Annotated in this window: 13 protein-coding genes; 6 read left to right on the top strand and 7 right to left on the bottom strand. The window is 67.9% G+C overall.

Annotation, left to right across the window (positions count from 1 at the left end):
* The first annotated feature begins 121 nt into the window (after window positions 1-121).
* The gene (locus OV287_RS12590; protein ID WP_267534272.1) at window positions 122-1,873 is read left to right on the top strand and encodes an N-acyl-D-amino-acid deacylase family protein; all 1,752 of its coding nucleotides are present in this window, start codon (window positions 122-124) and stop codon (window positions 1,871-1,873) included.
* On the opposite strand, the gene OV287_RS12585 is transcribed toward OV287_RS12590, so the two are convergent.
* Entirely contained in the window at window positions 1,870-2,814 is a 945-nt protein-coding gene (locus tag OV287_RS12585; RefSeq protein ID WP_267534271.1) for a tetratricopeptide repeat protein, read from the bottom strand. The genes OV287_RS12590 and OV287_RS12585 overlap by 4 nt on opposite strands.
* Window positions 2,815-2,829: 15 nt before the next feature.
* Window positions 2,830-3,783, bottom strand: coding sequence for a type I pantothenate kinase (gene coaA, locus OV287_RS12580; protein ID WP_267534270.1), 954 nt, complete (start codon window positions 3,781-3,783; stop codon window positions 2,830-2,832).
* Window positions 3,784-3,996: 213 nt separating this feature from the next.
* Between coaA and OV287_RS12575 the strand changes: the two genes are divergently transcribed.
* Complete coding sequence (locus OV287_RS12575) at window positions 3,997-4,920, top strand: hypothetical protein (protein ID WP_267534269.1); 924 nt, start codon at window positions 3,997-3,999, stop codon at window positions 4,918-4,920.
* A gap of 83 nt (window positions 4,921-5,003) precedes the next feature.
* Here the strand turns inward: OV287_RS12575 and OV287_RS12570 are convergent, their stop codons facing one another.
* The gene (locus tag OV287_RS12570; protein ID WP_267534268.1) at window positions 5,004-6,842 is read right to left on the bottom strand and encodes an AgmX/PglI C-terminal domain-containing protein; all 1,839 of its coding nucleotides are present in this window, start codon (window positions 6,840-6,842) and stop codon (window positions 5,004-5,006) included.
* Window positions 6,843-6,943: 101 nt separating this feature from the next.
* On the opposite strand from OV287_RS12570, the gene OV287_RS12565 reads away from it, so the two are divergent.
* Entirely contained in the window at window positions 6,944-7,405 is a 462-nt protein-coding gene (locus OV287_RS12565; RefSeq protein WP_267534267.1) for a hypothetical protein, read from the top strand.
* A 4-nt stretch (window positions 7,406-7,409) separates the two neighbouring features.
* On the opposite strand, the gene OV287_RS12560 is transcribed toward OV287_RS12565, so the two are convergent.
* Window positions 7,410-7,535 (bottom strand): hypothetical protein, encoded by a 126-nt coding sequence (locus OV287_RS12560; RefSeq protein WP_267534266.1) that lies wholly within the window; start codon window positions 7,533-7,535, stop codon window positions 7,410-7,412.
* Between the two features lie 37 nt (window positions 7,536-7,572).
* Here OV287_RS12560 and OV287_RS12555 point away from each other — a divergent pair, with 37 nt between their 5' ends.
* Window positions 7,573-8,466 carry a Vgb family protein gene (locus tag OV287_RS12555; RefSeq protein WP_267534265.1) on the top strand — a complete coding sequence of 298 codons (894 nt, stop codon included), beginning with the start codon at window positions 7,573-7,575 and terminating at the stop codon, window positions 8,464-8,466.
* A gap of 1 nt (window position 8,467) precedes the next feature.
* Here the strand turns inward: OV287_RS12555 and OV287_RS12550 are convergent, their stop codons facing one another.
* Window positions 8,468-9,064 carry a hypothetical protein gene (locus tag OV287_RS12550; protein WP_267534264.1) on the bottom strand — a complete coding sequence of 199 codons (597 nt, stop codon included), beginning with the start codon at window positions 9,062-9,064 and terminating at the stop codon, window positions 8,468-8,470.
* A gap of 101 nt (window positions 9,065-9,165) precedes the next feature.
* Between OV287_RS12550 and OV287_RS12545 the strand changes: the two genes are divergently transcribed.
* Window positions 9,166-11,493 (top strand): DUF3857 domain-containing protein, encoded by a 2,328-nt coding sequence (locus OV287_RS12545; protein ID WP_267534263.1) that lies wholly within the window; start codon window positions 9,166-9,168, stop codon window positions 11,491-11,493.
* A 22-nt stretch (window positions 11,494-11,515) separates the two neighbouring features.
* On the opposite strand, the gene OV287_RS12540 is transcribed toward OV287_RS12545, so the two are convergent.
* Both OV287_RS12540 and OV287_RS12535 read right to left on the bottom strand, forming a co-directional pair.
* Window positions 11,516-12,409, bottom strand: a complete 894-nt coding sequence (locus OV287_RS12540) for a DUF2381 family protein (RefSeq protein ID WP_267534262.1) — start codon at window positions 12,407-12,409, stop codon at window positions 11,516-11,518.
* 9 nt (window positions 12,410-12,418) lie between these two features.
* A complete protein-coding gene (locus tag OV287_RS12535) occupies window positions 12,419-14,089 on the bottom strand; it encodes a serine/threonine protein kinase (RefSeq protein WP_267534261.1) in 1,671 nt (556 codons plus the stop codon).
* 212 nt (window positions 14,090-14,301) lie between these two features.
* Here OV287_RS12535 and OV287_RS12530 point away from each other — a divergent pair, with 212 nt between their 5' ends.
* Window positions 14,302-15,156: a class I SAM-dependent methyltransferase gene (locus OV287_RS12530; RefSeq protein ID WP_267542336.1), complete on the top strand. Its 855-nt coding sequence runs from the start codon at window positions 14,302-14,304 to the stop codon at window positions 15,154-15,156.
* Window positions 15,157-15,213 lie beyond the last annotated feature (57 nt).

Raw genomic sequence — 15,213 nt, 5'->3', positions numbered from 1 at the left:
ACCTCCGCGACCGCGGGCGAGACACGGTACGCGCCTGAGGACCCGGACGATCGCCATTCAGGGAAAGGTAGGGACAGCTCCGGGCTGGAAGCAGGAGCCAAGGAGGCTAGGGTAGGGCCCCATGGACGAGCTCGTCATCTCCAACGGCCTCTTCTTCGATGGACACGGCAACCCACCCCGCGTGCGGCACCTGGGCATCCGCGACGGACGGGTGCGGACCATCAGCGAATCACCCCTGCCCGCGGGGCCGGACACGCGCGTCATCGACGCCACGGGCCGCTGGGTGATGCCCGGGTTCATCGACCTGCACACCCACTACGACGCCGAGGTGGAGCTGGCCCCCTCGCTCTCCGAGTCCGTGCGCCACGGCGTCACCTCGGTGATGGTGGGGAGCTGCTCACTCAGCCTCGCGGTGGGCACACCCGAGGACCTCGCCGACCAGTTCTGCCGCGTGGAGGCCATTCCCTACGACACGGTGCGCTCGCTGCTCGAGCGCAAGAAGGACTGGGAGACCCTGGGCGAGTACTTCACCCACCTGGACGGGATGCCGCTGGGACCCAACGTGGGCTCGTTCGTGGGCCACTCGGCCATCCGGGCGCACGTGATGGGACTGGAGCGCAGCCTGGACCCTGCGGTGAAGCCCTCGTCCGAGGAGCTGGCCCGAATGGAGGCGCTGCTGCGCGAGGGGCTCGACGAGGGCTACGCCGGCCTCTCCATCATGACGCTGCCGTGGGACAAGATTGGCGGCAGCCGCTCCATCCGCAGCCGTCCCCTGCCCTCCACCTTCGCGAGCTGGTCCGAGTACCGCCGCTTCACGCGCATCCTCCGCGAGCGGCGCCGCGTCTTCCAGGGCGTGCCCAACATCACCACCAAGGTGAACGTCCTCCTCTTCCTGTGGGAGAGCGTGGGGCTGCTGCGCCAGCCGCTGAAGACGACGGTCATCTCCATGATGGATACGCGCGCCACCCGAGGACTGCACCGGCTGATTGGCCTGGCGTCGCGCTTCTTCAACCGGGTGCTGAAGGCGGACTTCCGCTGGCAGGCGCTGCCGGAGATCTTCGACCTGTGGTCGGACGGCATCGACCTGGTGGTCTTCGAGGAGTTCGGCGCGGGAGCTGCGGCGCTGCACCTGCAGGACGCGGTGGAGCGCAAGCGGCTGCTGGAGGACGCGAAGTACCGGGCGTGGTTCAAGCGGCAGTGGAAGAGCAAGCTGCTGCCCAAGGTGTTCCACCGGGACTTCAACCAGTCGCGAGTGCTGAAAGCGCCGGACGCCACACTGGTGGGCCGCTCGTTCGCGGACATTGCCCAAGAGCGAGGACAGAACGTGGTGGACACCTTCCTGGACCTGGTAGCGCGCTACGGCCCGGAGCTGCGCTGGTACACGGTGATGGCCAATGACCGGCCGCGGGAGCTGGAGTCCATCGTGAGCCACCCGGACGTGCTCATCGGCTTCTCGGATGCGGGGGCGCACCTGCGCAACATGGCGCACTACAACTTCCCGCTGCGGATGCTGCGGCTGGTGCGCGAGGCGGAGCAGCGCGGAGAGCCCGTGATGCCCATGGAGCGCGCGGTACACCGACTCACGGGGGAGATAGCGGACTGGCTCGGGCTGGACGCCGGCACACTCGCGCCGGGCCGGAGGGCCGACGTGGTGGTGCTGGACCCGGAGCGACTCAGTGAAGGACTGGACGTGCCCCAGGAGTCGTCGATGGAGGGCTTCGACGGCTTCGTGCGGCTGGTGAACCAGAACGGTGGCGCCGTGGAGACGGTGCTCATCAACGGCCGGCTCGCGGTGGACGGGGGAGTGCCCACGCCCGCGCTGGGCCGGGAGAGGGGCTTCGGGCGCGTGCTGCGCGTGGGGAGCGGCGCTTAGTAGCCGAAGACCTGCTTCTCCTTGCCCTTGGCGAGCAGCGCATCCTCCTGGCGCTGCTTCTCCTGGGCCCAGGCTTGCCCCTTGGCCCACTCTGAGTCGAGCTCGGCCTTGACCTTCCCCCAGTCCTTGTCGGCGTAGGGCTTGATGGTGCGAAACAGCTGCTCGGCGTGCTCACTGGCCAGGGGATGGCCGAGGAGCTCCGCACGGCGCATCGCGCGGAGGGCAAGGTTCTTGTGGCCATTCCACGCCAGCGCCATGCCCAGGCTGAACCACAGGTGCGGGCTCTTCTCGCCGCTGCCGAAGCGGATCATCCCCACGAGGCCCTGCAGGACGTCCTTGGAAAGCTCGGGTCTCTTCCGCCCCAGCCTGGCCTCCTTCGGATTCATGACGAAGAGATAGTCACCCGGGTCGAGCGGAAGGCCGAGCAGCTCCTCCTTCTGGACGAGCTCGGGAGTGACAGCCAGCCGTTGCAGGTACTCGATGGCCTTCACCTGGTACTTCTCGCGGCCGAAGTGGGCGTCCGGGTTGATGGCGATGGCGCGGCGCAGCTCCTCGAGCCCCCGCGTGTAATCGCCCGCGTGGGCATAGAAGGTGCCGAGGTTGGCCGCCGTGGTGTACAGGCCGGGGAAGCGCTTCTCCTTGGCCTCCATCGTCGCGATGGCCTCCTGGGTGCGGCCGAGCTTCTCGTACGCCACCGCGAGATCGTCATACCGCTCGGGCTTCACATCTGCCTGCTCCAGCAACGGCAGCGTGTAGGCCACCTTGCGCTCATAGAAGGTGGTCGAGTGCTTGAGGATCCGCCCCCGAACCACGGCGGCAACCTCGTCGAGACCAATGGACTCTTCCTTCAGGGTGTCGCTGTCCCACAGGCACGCGAGGGCAGGAGGCACGAACAGCAGGAGGACGGCGGGGACGAGGAGGAGCGAACGAGAAGACTTCATGATGAACCCTTCGAGCTAGATCTTCCGCAGGCGGACGCGGCGCACCTTGTGGTCCGCACCCTTCACGAGGATGAGCCGTGCGCGCGAGCGGGTGGGCGCGATGTTCTGCGCCAGGTTGGGTCCGTTGATCTCCCCCCACACGGACTCGGCGCGCGCGATGGCCTGCTCCTCGGTGAACTCGGCGAAGCGCCGGAAGAAGGAGCGCTCATCGCGGAACGCCGTCTGCCGCAGGTGGAGGAAGCGATCCACGTACCAGCGGCGAATGTCCTGCTCGCTCGCGTCTACGTAGATGGAGAAGTCGAAGAAGTCCGACAGGAAGGTCTGTGGCAGCTTCCCGCCCTCCACCGGCCCCGTCTGCAGGACGTTGAGCCCCTCGAGGATGACGATGTCCGGCCGCCGCAGCACCACCGCCTCGCCGGGGACGATGTCGTAGACGAGGTGCGAGTAGACGGGCGCGGACACCTCGGCGCGACCGGACTTGAGCTCGGCGAGGAAGCGCACCAAGGCGCGCCGGTCATAGCTCTCCGGGAAGCCCTTGCGGTGCATGAGGTTGCGCTCGGTGAGCACGCGGTTGGGGAACAGGAACCCGTCCGTGGTGACAAGCTCCACGTGCGGATGGTCCGGCCACCGGGACAGCAGCGCCTGGAGGATGCGCGCCGTGGTGCTCTTGCCCACCGCGACGCTGCCCGCGATGCCGATGATGAAGGGCACCTTCTGGGCGAAGCCGCCGAGGAACGCCTGCTGCGCCGTCCAGAGGCTCTGCGTCGCGGCCACATGCAGGTTGAGCAACCGGGAGAGCGGCAGGTAGACGTCCGCCACCTCCTCGAGGTCCAGATGCTCCCCGAGCCCACGCAGGCCCTCGACCTCCTCCGCGCTGAGAAGCAGCGGGGTCGCGGCGCGCAGAGCCCTCCACGCCTCGCGCTCGAAGTCGACGAACATGGACGCGGTCTGTTGCTTGGGTGCGGACATGGGGCCGTCCTCCCTGACGGCGTCCCCATCCTACCCAAGCGTCCGGCGGCGAACGGAATCCTCGTGAACTGTCCGCCCCGCTACGCCCGAAACATCCAGAAGTGACACCCGGGCAGCGAACTGACGAACACCCCTTACATGAATTGCTCGAATAGCTGCATTTTCGTCCATGGCCAGTTTCTGAACACACCCAGCCACTCGAGGGGGAAACGCATGGAGACCACAGCAACTCGGAGGACCCGCGGTATCCGTCGAGGCACCACGGTGCTGCTGCTGCTGGCCGCCGTGGCCTGCAACCCGGTGGAGGCCATCCCCGAGCACCAGGAGGAGCTTGCCCAGCAGGAGCAGGAGCTCCAGTCCACCAACAGCGCGACGCTCAACGGGCTGGCCTTCAATGGCCTCGCCTTCAACGGGCTGGCCTTCAATGGCCTCGCCTTCAACGGGCTGACCAGCGCCGAGTTCTCGGCCTGGTTCAACCAGAACGACTCGCTGGCCGCGACGGTCATGCGGTACGTCGTCACCTGTGCCGTGAAAGCTGGAGAGACGCGCACGTTCACGGATAGCAAGGGGAGAACGTACGTCTGGCAGGGCTCGCTGGGGCTGGCCCCGGACTGGGCCAGTGGACAGCCTGCGACTGTGACGGAGCAGCAACTCGTCTCCGCGTGCCTGGCCGCCCACGTCAACAAGTTCGGGCGCCGTGTCGCCATCTCCGTGCAGGGAAGGAACGCGCGGGGAGAGTCCATCGCCACCACGCCAGCGGAGCTCCAGGAGTTCTCGCAGCGGGAGGGCTGCTTCTTCGGCAACCTCTTCACCAACGAGGGCGTCTTCGCCGGCAACGACGACAGGCCTCTGGGCAGCCATGAGAGCAGCGTGCGGGCATGTGCCCTGGGCAGGGCTGGTGCCTGCGCTCCCATCGTCCAGGCGGGAAGCTGTGCCGCGAGCTGCACGCGCGACCCCACGAACACGTACTACACGCAGTGCACGCGCAACGGCATCACCTACGCCCCCATCACCACCCGCATCCACCCCCGGGACATCTACACGTGTGGTGACCGCAAGTGCCAGTTCACCGAGTCCTGCGGCATCGGGCTGAGCACCACACATTGCACCCTGGACTGCGGCATCTGCCTCTTCTGAGCCACCGCCGGGCGGCACGCACCGCCCGCCGCCGTTGAAGAGCAGGAGCTTCAGGGGACGGCGCTCGAACGGGTTGCCGAGCGCTACTCCCCGGCCGGCTTGAAGAGGAACGGGTACGTCACCACAACGCGCCCTCCGCCCTTGAGCTTGGGGAAGACCCACCCGCGCACCTTGCCCGCCACACACTTCTCCAGCTCGGAGTTGTCCGTGGTGGCCTGTGCCACGTCCGAAGTGACCACCGAGCCCTCCGCGGAGATGACGAACCGCACGGACACCTTGCCGGAGAGCGACGGGTAGCGGTTGAGCAGGTGCTCGTAGCAGTAGCGCACCTGCGAGCGGTTGAGCTGGATGACGCGGCGGATGAGCTCCCGGTCCAGCGGGCTGGAGACCTGCGCCTCGTCGTTGGCGACAATCACGGTGGAGCCCTTCTTCGGGCCGAGCCGCGCCACCCCTTCGCCATAGTCAGCCTCTCCGTTGGAGCGGCCGCGAATTCCATCATTGCCGATGCCGACGGTGTCGCGAGAGCCACCCCCTCCACTTCCAGGCTCGCCGCGCAGCCCCGGCAGACCGAGGTTGTTGCCGAGACTGCTGGTCCGGGGGCCTTCGACCTTGTCCATGGAACTCTTGATGAACTCGGCGAAGCCGCTGCCGATGAAGAGGGTGGAGGAGCTCCCCTCTTTGAAGAAGCTCCGCGCGAAGCCGCGAACATCCCGCTGCATTCCCTTCGGCCCATTCAGGCCAAACTGCAGGCTCCGCGCGAGCTTCGGGGCCCGCTTGGTCCGGGGCTTCTCCTCGCGCGGCCTGGACGCCTCGCGCACGGCCTCCTTCTCCTTCTTGCGAGTATCGAGCTGCTGGAGCAACCGGTTCCGTTGCACCTCGGGCGGCTTGACGATGAGTTTGGCGATCCGGGACGAATCGCCGGAGAGCGCATCGGCATACGCGGTTGCGTCCGCATCCTGATGGGCGGCGGTGATGACGAAGAAGGCCGCGAGGAAGAACATCACCAGGAAGACGTTGACGAGGGTGAAGTCCAGCGAGTCCGTCCATGGCACCACCGCGCGGCGGGGCACCGGCTGGAAGCACACCTCCAACCGGACGCCGCCCAGGTCCATCCAGAGGAAGTCCTCCGTCTCCAGGGTGAGCGCATGCGCCTCGCCCTCATGCGAGGTGAGCCCAGACTCGATGACGGCCCGCAGGTCGCGCGTGTCCCCGCTCCGGGTGAGCCCGCCTTTCATCCTGCCGGTGAAGCAGACGGTGAAGCCCTGGCCATCCGTGCGCAGTACCTCGAACCGGGGAGTACCCAGCCGCGCATCGCCCATGACGAAGTCCACGCCCGCGGCGCTGCCCACGCTGAAGCCCTTCCGCGCGCCCGGTGCGACAAAGAACTCGCCCACGTTCCGATCGCCCCACATGAAGCGCAGGCTCACCCCGAGAGGCCCCCGGGCCTTACGCGGCGGACTCCGGCGCACACGCTCGGCGGGAATGATGGAAGGCGCGACGGGAGCGCGGGCCACTTCCACCACGGGAGCAACAGGCACCGGCACCTGCGCGGGCTCCGGCACAACGGGGGGCACGGGCTCGGCGCTCGCGACAGCCGAGGCGAGGTTCCGCGCGGCCACCTCCACCGGGTTCTCCAGGCGCAGGGTGGTGTCACCCACCCGAATCTCATCCCCGAAGGTGATGCGCCCCTTGGTCACCCGCCTGCCGTTGACGTGAGTGCCCCCGACACTGCCCATGTCGGTGATGGACAGAGCGCCATCGGCCCCTGCCTCGATGATGGAGTGGATGCGGCTGACCTTCTCGTCCTCCAGACAGAGGTGCGCGGATGCGAGACGGCCAATCTTGATGATGTCGCGCTCGAACTCTCGCGACGTGACGAGCACGTCTCCCTTGAAGACTTTGAGTCTGACAGGAAGGGCCATGGGGGCCTCCGATGCGTGGGCGAAAACACCAGACACCGCCTGCGGAAACAGGTTCCCGAGGTTCCGCCACCGCAGCTCGTACCTGTGGCACAGTCACGCACGTGAACCGCTCCACACTCCTCCTGTGGCTGCTCCTGTCCTGTGCCGTGGCCTGCTCGCGCAAGACGGAGCTCAACACGCTCGGACTCCAGTACGAGCCCCCTTCGGGCATGGCCCTGCTCACCGTGGAACCGGGCCCACCGGCCGTGGCCCGCTTCGAAGGAGGCCTGGAGCTACGCTCGGTGGAGGGCTCGACACCCAAGGTCACCGCGCCACCGGAGGGGATTCTGGCTTCCGCCGGTGTGCCGATACCGGGCAAGCGGCTGAACTCGACGGATGGGACGCTCCCCGCGGGACCGGTGGCGCGCTACGAGTTCCAGCAAGGCACGTCGCGGACCCTCATGTACCTCCTTCCTCTCGAGAACCGGTTCGTGCTCGTCCTCTACACCGCGCCGGAGCGCGATTACGGGCCCGGCTCGGCCCGGGTGGAGCGCTCGCTCTCCACGCTGATGCCCACGCGCTGAGGTGTCAGCGGCGAGAACGGCGGGGGACCTGGCCGACGATGAGCTCGACGCCGCCTTGGAGTCCTTCTTCCTCCGCGAAGGGAATGCCCGACTCATTGACCTCGAGCTCAATCACGATCCGGGTCTTCACAGTCCACCTCCAGTGCCTCCCGTGATACGTCGACAGCATGACCCGATTGAACGTCGGCATCGAGGAGCACGTCATCGCCGATTCCGGCACGGGACCGTACGGCATCACCAGCGGGCCGGACGGCGCGTTGTGGTTCACGGAGATCACCGCGGGGAGGATCGGCAGGATCTCGGTGGGCGGCGAGCTCGAGGTCTTCCCGCTGCCCTCTCGGGACAGCCGTCCGGCCATCATCACGACGGGACCCGACGGCGCGCTCTGGTTCACGCTGAACCAGGGCAATCAGCTCGGGCGAATCACGAGGAGCGGCGAGCTTGTTCTCTTCCCGCTTCCCACACCCGGGGCGGGCCCGTTCGGAATCGCATCGGGTCCTGATGGCGCACTCTGGTTTACCGAGCTAGGCGTCAACCAGATCGGCCGGATGACCACAAGCGGTGAGGTCCGCGAGTATCCGCTTCCCACGCCGGGAGCCTTCCCCTCCATGATCGCTCCGGGATCCGATGGGGCGCTCTGGTTCACCCAGAACCAGGGGAACAGCATCGGCCGAATCACGGTGGAGGGGACGCTCACCCAGTACCCGCTGCCTTCGGCGGGCGCCGGCCCGGTTGGCATTGCGCCTGGCCCTGACGGTGCGCTGTGGTTCGTCGAGATCCAGGCCAGTCGGATCGGCCGAATCGCGCTGGACGGAAAGGTGACGGAGTACCCGATTCGTGAAGGCTCTCGGCCGCACGCGATCGTCACGGGTCCTGACGGAGCACTGTGGTTCACCCAGTGGGGCAACAACCACATCGGAAGGCTCACCCTCGCGGGTGACTACGCGGAGTTCGCGCTTCCAACGGCCGGCTCAGAGCCGCACGGCATCGCCGCTGGACCCGATGGCGCGCTGTGGCTCGCGCTGGAGCGCGGCAGCATCGGACGCCTCTTCCTGAAGTAACTCAAGAGGCTTTACCGTCCGACTCCTGGCTGGAAAAGCACCGCGAGAACTCCTCGCGGGTCGTCGGCAGCACACCGCCTCTATCCGCGAGCCGCATCGACTCCTCGTAGAACCGGGAGAACGACCCGCCGGTGATGAACGTGAAGGGCCGCATGGCGCTCAGCACGTCGTACAGGCCGTAGTGCTGCCACTCCCAGGTCAGGGTCGTCAGGGCCAACATCCGCTTCCCGACCCGCTCCCGCATCGCTTGCGTCTCGGCGCGGCTCACTCCATTGCTCTCGAGATACCGCAGCGCCCCCTCCTGAAGCTCGGGCGAGAACTCGGTGTCGAGGAACTCCTCGAGGATGAACGACCAGACATCGTTCCGCCGCACGAAGGGGATGCCGTGCCGGCTCGCGAAGTCCGCCAGTTCCTGGGCCTGCGCCGCCGGCACGAAGAGGTACTCGCCCTCGCGCGTGCGCACCGCAGGAGGGAACCACCCGACACACACCTCGCTCAGCGCCTCGGCGGGAATGCGCGAGGGCCGGCTGCCCCGCGGAAACGGGTAGCCCCTGAGCACCAGAGCGCCTGGCTCGAAGCGAATGCGCCAGCGTGTCATGAACATGCGGCTCCTCTTCACGGAGGGTGTCAGGAAATACCCTCGCGCGGTACCCCAGGCGCTTCCCTCCCCGACCTCCCTCCTGGGAGTATGCGCCCGCCATGTTCCTCCCGCGATTCCTGCTGCTGCTGTCCGCCCTCGCCACGCTGCCCGCAAGCGCCGAGATCGCCATCCCAGTGACCGAGGTTCCCTCTTGGGTAGAGCCCACCTCGATCGATGCCGGGCGCGCGCTGCGCGAGGAGGACGCCGTCTCGGGCCTCCACGTGTTGCTGTCCGAGGAACAGGTCCGCGTCTCGCCGGAGCTGACCGAGCGCTTCGTCCGCCAGGTGCGCCGCGTGGTCAGCAGCCGCGGCGTGGAGACGGGCTCCAAGCTCGAGGTGAAGTTCTCCAACACCCACGAGCGGGTGCGCCTGCACGGCGTCTGGCGGACTCGCGACGGCGTGCGCACCCAACTCCTCCGCGCCGAGGAGGTGAAGGTGATTCAGCAGGAGCGCGAGCTGGACGTGGGCATCTACACCGACAAGCGCACTGCCCTCGCCTTCCTCCAGGACGTGCGCGCGGGAGACCTGCTCGATGAGTCCTGGACGGTGGAGGAGGCTCATCCGCTCTTCCGGGGACACCACCTGGATGCGATCTCCCTGGCGAATGAGGTGCCCGTAGCCCACCTGGTCCACCGGCTGCTCGTCCCAGCGGACCTGAAGCTTCACTACAAGACCCAGGGCCCGGTGGCGGCGGTGGAGCCCACGGTGCGCGAGGTGAGTGGCCTGCGCGAGTACCGGTGGGAACGCAAGGACGTGCCCACCTTCACCGGGGAGGACGGCGTCCCCGACGATCTGGCCATGTGGCCCCATGTGCAGGTGAGCAGCTTCCAAAGCTGGGCCGAGGTGGCCGCCTGGGGGCTCTCGTTGCAGCAGGGACTGGAAGGCTCGCCCGAACTGACGGCGCTGGCCGAGTCCTGGCGCGCCCTTCCCACCGAGGAAGCGCGCTTCCTCGCCGCGGTGCGCTTCGTCCAGGACGAGGTGCGCTACCTGGGCATCGAGCTCGGCCCCAACACCCACCAGCCCCATGCGCCGGGCCAGGTGCTCGCCCAGCGCTTCGGTGACTGCAAGGACAAGGCGCTCCTGCTGACCACTCTGCTGCGCCCGCTGGGCATCACCGCCCACGTGGCCATGGTGCACTCCCGTCAGCAGGGGGGCGTGGCCTCCATGCTCCCCTCGCCCTACGCCTTCAACCACGTCATCGTGCGCGCCCAAGTAGCCGGACGCACCGAGTGGGTGGATGCCACCATGACCCATCAGCGAGGCCGGCTCGGCGCACGCAGCCCGCTCCCTTATGCCAGGGCACTGGTGATCGCCCCCGGCACCGCCGCCCTGGAGTCCATTCCCCAGCCGCCGCCCGAGGGGCCGGAGCTGGATGCCCACTATGTGCTCTCGGTGAAGCCCAATGGCACTGGGACGCTCGCCATCACCAGCCGCTACACCCGCTCGAAGGCAGATACGGCCCGCTCGTGGCTGGCCGGCTTGTCGGCGGAGCAGCTCACCACGCGCTTCCTCGATCAGCGTCGCGTCCTCTTCCCCAAGCTCAAGTCCGAGGGCACGCCGCGCGTACAGGACGACGCGGACGCCAACACGGTGACGCTGGAGGAGCGCTACACGCTCGAGGACGCCTGGGCCAATGGCGGTCTGCGCATCGCCGCCGCGCAGGTGAGCGGGGAGCTGGCCCTCCCCCGCCGTACCGAGGGGCGTGTCCATCCCGTGGAGGTCACCCACCCGACGCACCTCCGCGAGCGCTGGGAGATTCGCTCCGACGCCCTGTTGAACGTGGCCCCCTCGGAGAAGACGGTGGAGGGACCCGCCTCACGCCTGGAGACGTCGGTGGTCCCCGGGTTTGGCGGCTTCACCTACCAGGTGGAGTACCGGAGCCTGGCGGACCGGGTGGCGCCGGGTGCACTGGCCCGGCATGTCGAGGCGGTGAAGGAGATGAGCACAGAGCTCGGCCTCGCCTTCGCCGCGCCGATAGGCGTCCTCTCCTCGTCCACGTCCAACGCCCCGCAGCTCTCGAGGAACACCAGCCTCGCCATCAGCGCCGTGTTCCTGCTGGTGGTGGCTGCTTTGTGGCTGGGCATTCCCCAGCGACTGCGCCGGTTCCTGAGTGAGCGCAAGGCCCGGCGGGCCGCGCCTCCCCGTTCCGTGAGTCACCTGCGCGAGCGCGAGAAGGGGGCGACCGTGATGGTCGTGGAGAGCCTGGATCAGGCCGACCAGCGCATCCGGAGTGAGCGCTGCTCCTGCGGTGGCACCTTCGAGCGCGTGCCGGACGCTCTACAATTGCGGCACACGGGGAGTGACGGCCGGGCCATCACGGTCCTCCGCGTGCGCTGCACCTCCTGCCACGCGCCCCAATTCCTCTCCTTCGACGTGCGACCCAGCTAAGGCCTTTTGCAAAGGGCCCTGGCTACGGGAAAGTGACCTTGGGGATGGTGAGGGTGCGGCCGTCCGCCCCCCATAGACGAAGCGTCACCTCTCCGGATGGCGCCCCAGGCGCCTCGAGGAGCACTCGCTGACGCTGTTGGGGCGGGATGGGCTCGCCCTGTCCGACGCGCACCCCCTCCAATGCGTCCCCTGTGGGACTCACCAGAGAGGCCCCTTCCGGGATCCATGGCTCGGAACCGGAGTTGAGTACCCACACCTCCGCCGCCACCGTGAGAAGGGAGCGGTAGGTGACGAGAAGCGAGAAAGAGAGGCCCTCGACCGGGTCCTGCTCATCCAGCCCTGGCCTGAGTTGCCTCGTCGGGATGCCCCTGTGTCCCAATGCCCCAGAGAGCAAGAGACCTGTAAGCCCTCCGGACTGCGCGAGTTGGACTTGCAGGTGCTGGACCTGCTCGCGCAGTTGCTGATTCGCCGCGCGCTCCTGGGCATTCTCCTGCAGCAGGGCTTCCCGGGAGCGTTGGTCGCGGAACACCTCCACCTGGTGCGTCGCCCGTCCCGAATGAGCCACCAGGGAGAATGTGACGCTCTGCCGGGAAGGGCCGTCGCCTCCCCAGCGAGCTGTAAGGCGAAGCCGCTCCCCAGGAGCCATGTCCGGAGGCGGCACGAAGCTGATGCCACTCCTGCCGCGCATCACTTCCGCAAAGCGCACCTCGTCCTGGAGTTCCACGACGACGGGCGCGTCGAAGGTAAAGCCCGTCAGAATTCCGGGGCGGACGCATACCTCGTGAGCGACTTCGCCGAGAGACAGGGACAACTCGATGCGCTGGATATCCTCGCAGGGGGTAGCAGCGGGCGGTGCGGAGACAGGGCTTCCATGGAGAAGTAAAGCCACCAGGGAGGCAGAGGCTGTGGTGGGCATTGGGCGAACCTACTCGAAGCGCTCAACAACCTCGGCGGAGACGACACTGTAGACGACCGGCCGCGTGGGCGTGCTGCCAGCCTCCTTCTCAGTCTCAGTCCCGAGCGCGTTAGAGCCGATGGTCATCAACTGCAGGCACACGGGCACAGTCTCCCCACTGGGCAGGGTGGCCTTGGTGAAGCGGCCGTAGACGCGCTCCGTCCCGAAGTAGAGACGCCCGGCAAAGATAGTCCGACCCGGGAGCGTCCCCCACGGGCCGATGGACTCGACCGTGAGCTCTCCCTCGCGCACAGGCACAAACTGGCCAGGCTTGAGCACAGGAGTCAGGCTCAAGGCGAGGACGTGCCGGAGGATCCCGAAGCGCTTGTGTGTCGCGGCGGCTCCAGGCGGGCACTCCGCAGGCGGGGGCTGGGGGCGCGGCTGCGGACCACTCACGCAGCCAGGCGAACCGGCCACGCAGCCGGCGACAACCACGTTGCGGACCATCTTGGACGTCTTCATTGAGGGCTCCTCGCTATTCGCCGCGGTGGCGACGGGCGCGGGGGTGGGGGCCGCGCAGTACGCAACATCCACTGCCGTGGCCGTCGCCTCGACTTTCCGGCCGGAAGTGGCCTGGGACGTCGCGGGGGAAGGAGGGGATGCGGTGCGTGGGGTGTCTCCAGCGACGCACAGCAGGAAGGCCGCACCGAGAGCGAGCCCGGCAGCCCGCCACCGCCCCTGGAGCCGACTTCCGGGCACCCTCGGCGCTGGCGCGGCAGCGCGCGGCACAGGGGAGCCTCCAGGGAACAGGGATGTACGCCAGAAACTGTCCGCCTGGGTGCACAGCTCCACCAGGTCCTCCGCGAGCGCCTTGGCATCCGGGTAGCGGGCCTCGGGCTCCTTCTCCAGCATCCCCATGCACAACTCGCTCAGGGCCAGGGGCACGCGCGGGTTGTGCACATGCGGGGCCGGCGGCGTCTTCTCGAGGATGGCCCGGTTCAGGTCCGGGCCGTTCCGGTCTCCGAAGGGGAGCGTGCGCGTCAACAGGATGTAGATGACGACGCCCGTCGCCCACAGGTCGTCTCCCGGAGCGAAGGGGTAGGGCTCCCCCTCCCACTCCCGGGCAAAGCGCAACGCCTCCGGGCTGCGGTACTCCGCGGTGCCCGGCGGCAGCCGCATGGTGAGGCGTAGCGCTCCCTCCTTGAGGCCCGCCGCGCCGAAGTCCACGAGCACCGGTTGCCCATCCGCCTCGCGCATGACGATGTTGGCCTCCTTGATGTCCCGGTGCACCACGCCCGAGGCATGCACGTCCGCCAGGGTGAGCGCGAAGGGCAACAACAACCGCATCACCAGCTCAAGCGCGGAGGGATTCTCTTCTGCCGCCCAGACATCGAGCGTGCGACCCTCGACGAGCTCCAGGGCCAGGACGAGGAAGCGTGGCTCGTCCTCTGGCCAGAAGCCATACCCGTGGAAGGACACCACGTTGGGGTGCCGCACCAGGCGCAGCGCGGCCGCCTCCCGGTCACCGCGTGGGTCGATGCGCACCAGCTTGATGGCGTAGAGCCGCCCGCTCCGTCTCGCGCGGTACACGGTGCCGAAGCTGCCGGAGGCGATCGTCCCCTCTACAGTGAAGCCGGCCACCTCCGAGCCTGGAGTGAGCTCAGGCACCACCCCCCACAACTGACCGCCTTCGTCGAGCATGCAGCGTTCCTCCGGAAGCTGAGGACGCTACCAGAGCGGGAAGCGAGAAGACCCGAACCTCTGGGGTTGGGCAGATCAGTCGGCGAACAGAAGGAGCAGCGCCTTCGTGCGCTAAGTTCGAGTAACTGCGAAACTCGAACCAAGCCGGAGCTCCGCCCATGCGTGCACATCAGGCCAGTCGAACAGCGGTGAAAGTAGGCCGGTTCGTGGCAATGCTTGCCCGCCAGCCCCGGCTCGCCCCTCTGTTGCCGAAGGGCGCCGCGGAGTCCATGGAGCGGCTCATGCTGCACACGGGGCTGCTGAAGCCCTGGATGCTCCGGCTCTATGCCGCCCCCTGGTACGGCCGCCTCGTGACGTCCATCGAGCGGCATACAGTCCCGGGCCAGGTGCTGTGCGTCGGGCTGCGCAAGCGCTTCATGGACGACGAGACTCGCGCCGCGTTGGCGGAGGGAAAGCGGCAGGTGCTCGTCGTCGGGGCGGGGCTCGACACGTTGTGCTGGCGGCTGGCCAAGGAGTACCCGGAGGTCACGTTCATCGAGCTGGACCATCCCGCCTCCCAGGCGATGAAGCGCGAGGCGCTGGAGGGCCTGGGACCACTGCCGCCCAACCTGCACCTGGTGGGCGTGGACCTGGCCCGCACGTCCCTGGAGGAGGCGCTCTCCCAGCTCGCAGCATGGCAGAAGGAGACGCCGAGCGTCGTCATCGCCGAGGCCGTGCTGATGTACCTGAAGGAGGCCCACGTCTCGACCTTCCTCGAGGCGGTGTACCGGAGCACCGGACCTGGGAGCCGGCTGCTGTGCACCTGCTTCCGCTGGGAAGTGAATGGACGGGCAACCGCAGGCGCCGGGACGCGGCAATTGATCTCGAAGTCGCTCCGGCTCGCAGGCGAGCCACTCCTTTGGATTGTCCGGGACGGAGAGCTGGACCCCTTGCTGGCGCGGCATGGCTTCCGGCAAGACGCCTCGCCGGAGCGAGTGGAGCTGCATCGCCGCTACCTCGTGCCTGCGGGTCTGCCTGAAGTGCCGGTGTCGGACTTCGAGTTCCCGGTCGTGGCCGACAAGGAGTGAAGCCCTTCGCACCCTGAGCAGCGGCAGGCGTGCGCTCGTCCCGAGGCACCACTGGAC

The organism is Archangium lansingense, from assembly GCF_026626635.1.
GTDB lineage: Bacteria > Myxococcota > Myxococcia > Myxococcales > Myxococcaceae > Archangium > Archangium lansingense.
This window is presented reverse-complemented; position numbering and strand designations above follow the sequence as displayed.

Bases quoted from the DNA above. Each gene is read 5' to 3' on its own strand.
- OV287_RS12590 (WP_267534272.1), top strand. From the start codon at position 122: ATGGACGAGCTCGTCATCTCCAACGGCCTCTTCTTCGATGGACACGGC.
- OV287_RS12585 (WP_267534271.1), bottom strand. From the start codon at position 2,814: ATGAAGTCTTCTCGTTCGCTCCTCCTCGTCCCCGCCGTCCTCCTGCTG.
- coaA (WP_267534270.1), bottom strand. From the start codon at position 3,783: ATGTCCGCACCCAAGCAACAGACCGCGTCCATGTTCGTCGACTTCGAG.
- OV287_RS12575 (WP_267534269.1), top strand. From the start codon at position 3,997: ATGGAGACCACAGCAACTCGGAGGACCCGCGGTATCCGTCGAGGCACC.
- OV287_RS12570 (WP_267534268.1), bottom strand. From the start codon at position 6,842: ATGGCCCTTCCTGTCAGACTCAAAGTCTTCAAGGGAGACGTGCTCGTC.
- OV287_RS12555 (WP_267534265.1), top strand. From the start codon at position 7,573: ATGACCCGATTGAACGTCGGCATCGAGGAGCACGTCATCGCCGATTCC.
- OV287_RS12550 (WP_267534264.1), bottom strand. From the start codon at position 9,064: ATGACACGCTGGCGCATTCGCTTCGAGCCAGGCGCTCTGGTGCTCAGG.
- OV287_RS12545 (WP_267534263.1), top strand. From the start codon at position 9,166: ATGTTCCTCCCGCGATTCCTGCTGCTGCTGTCCGCCCTCGCCACGCTG.
- OV287_RS12540 (WP_267534262.1), bottom strand. From the start codon at position 12,409: ATGCCCACCACAGCCTCTGCCTCCCTGGTGGCTTTACTTCTCCATGGA.
- OV287_RS12535 (WP_267534261.1), bottom strand. From the start codon at position 14,089: ATGCTCGACGAAGGCGGTCAGTTGTGGGGGGTGGTGCCTGAGCTCACT.
- OV287_RS12530 (WP_267542336.1), top strand. From the start codon at position 14,302: ATGCTTGCCCGCCAGCCCCGGCTCGCCCCTCTGTTGCCGAAGGGCGCC.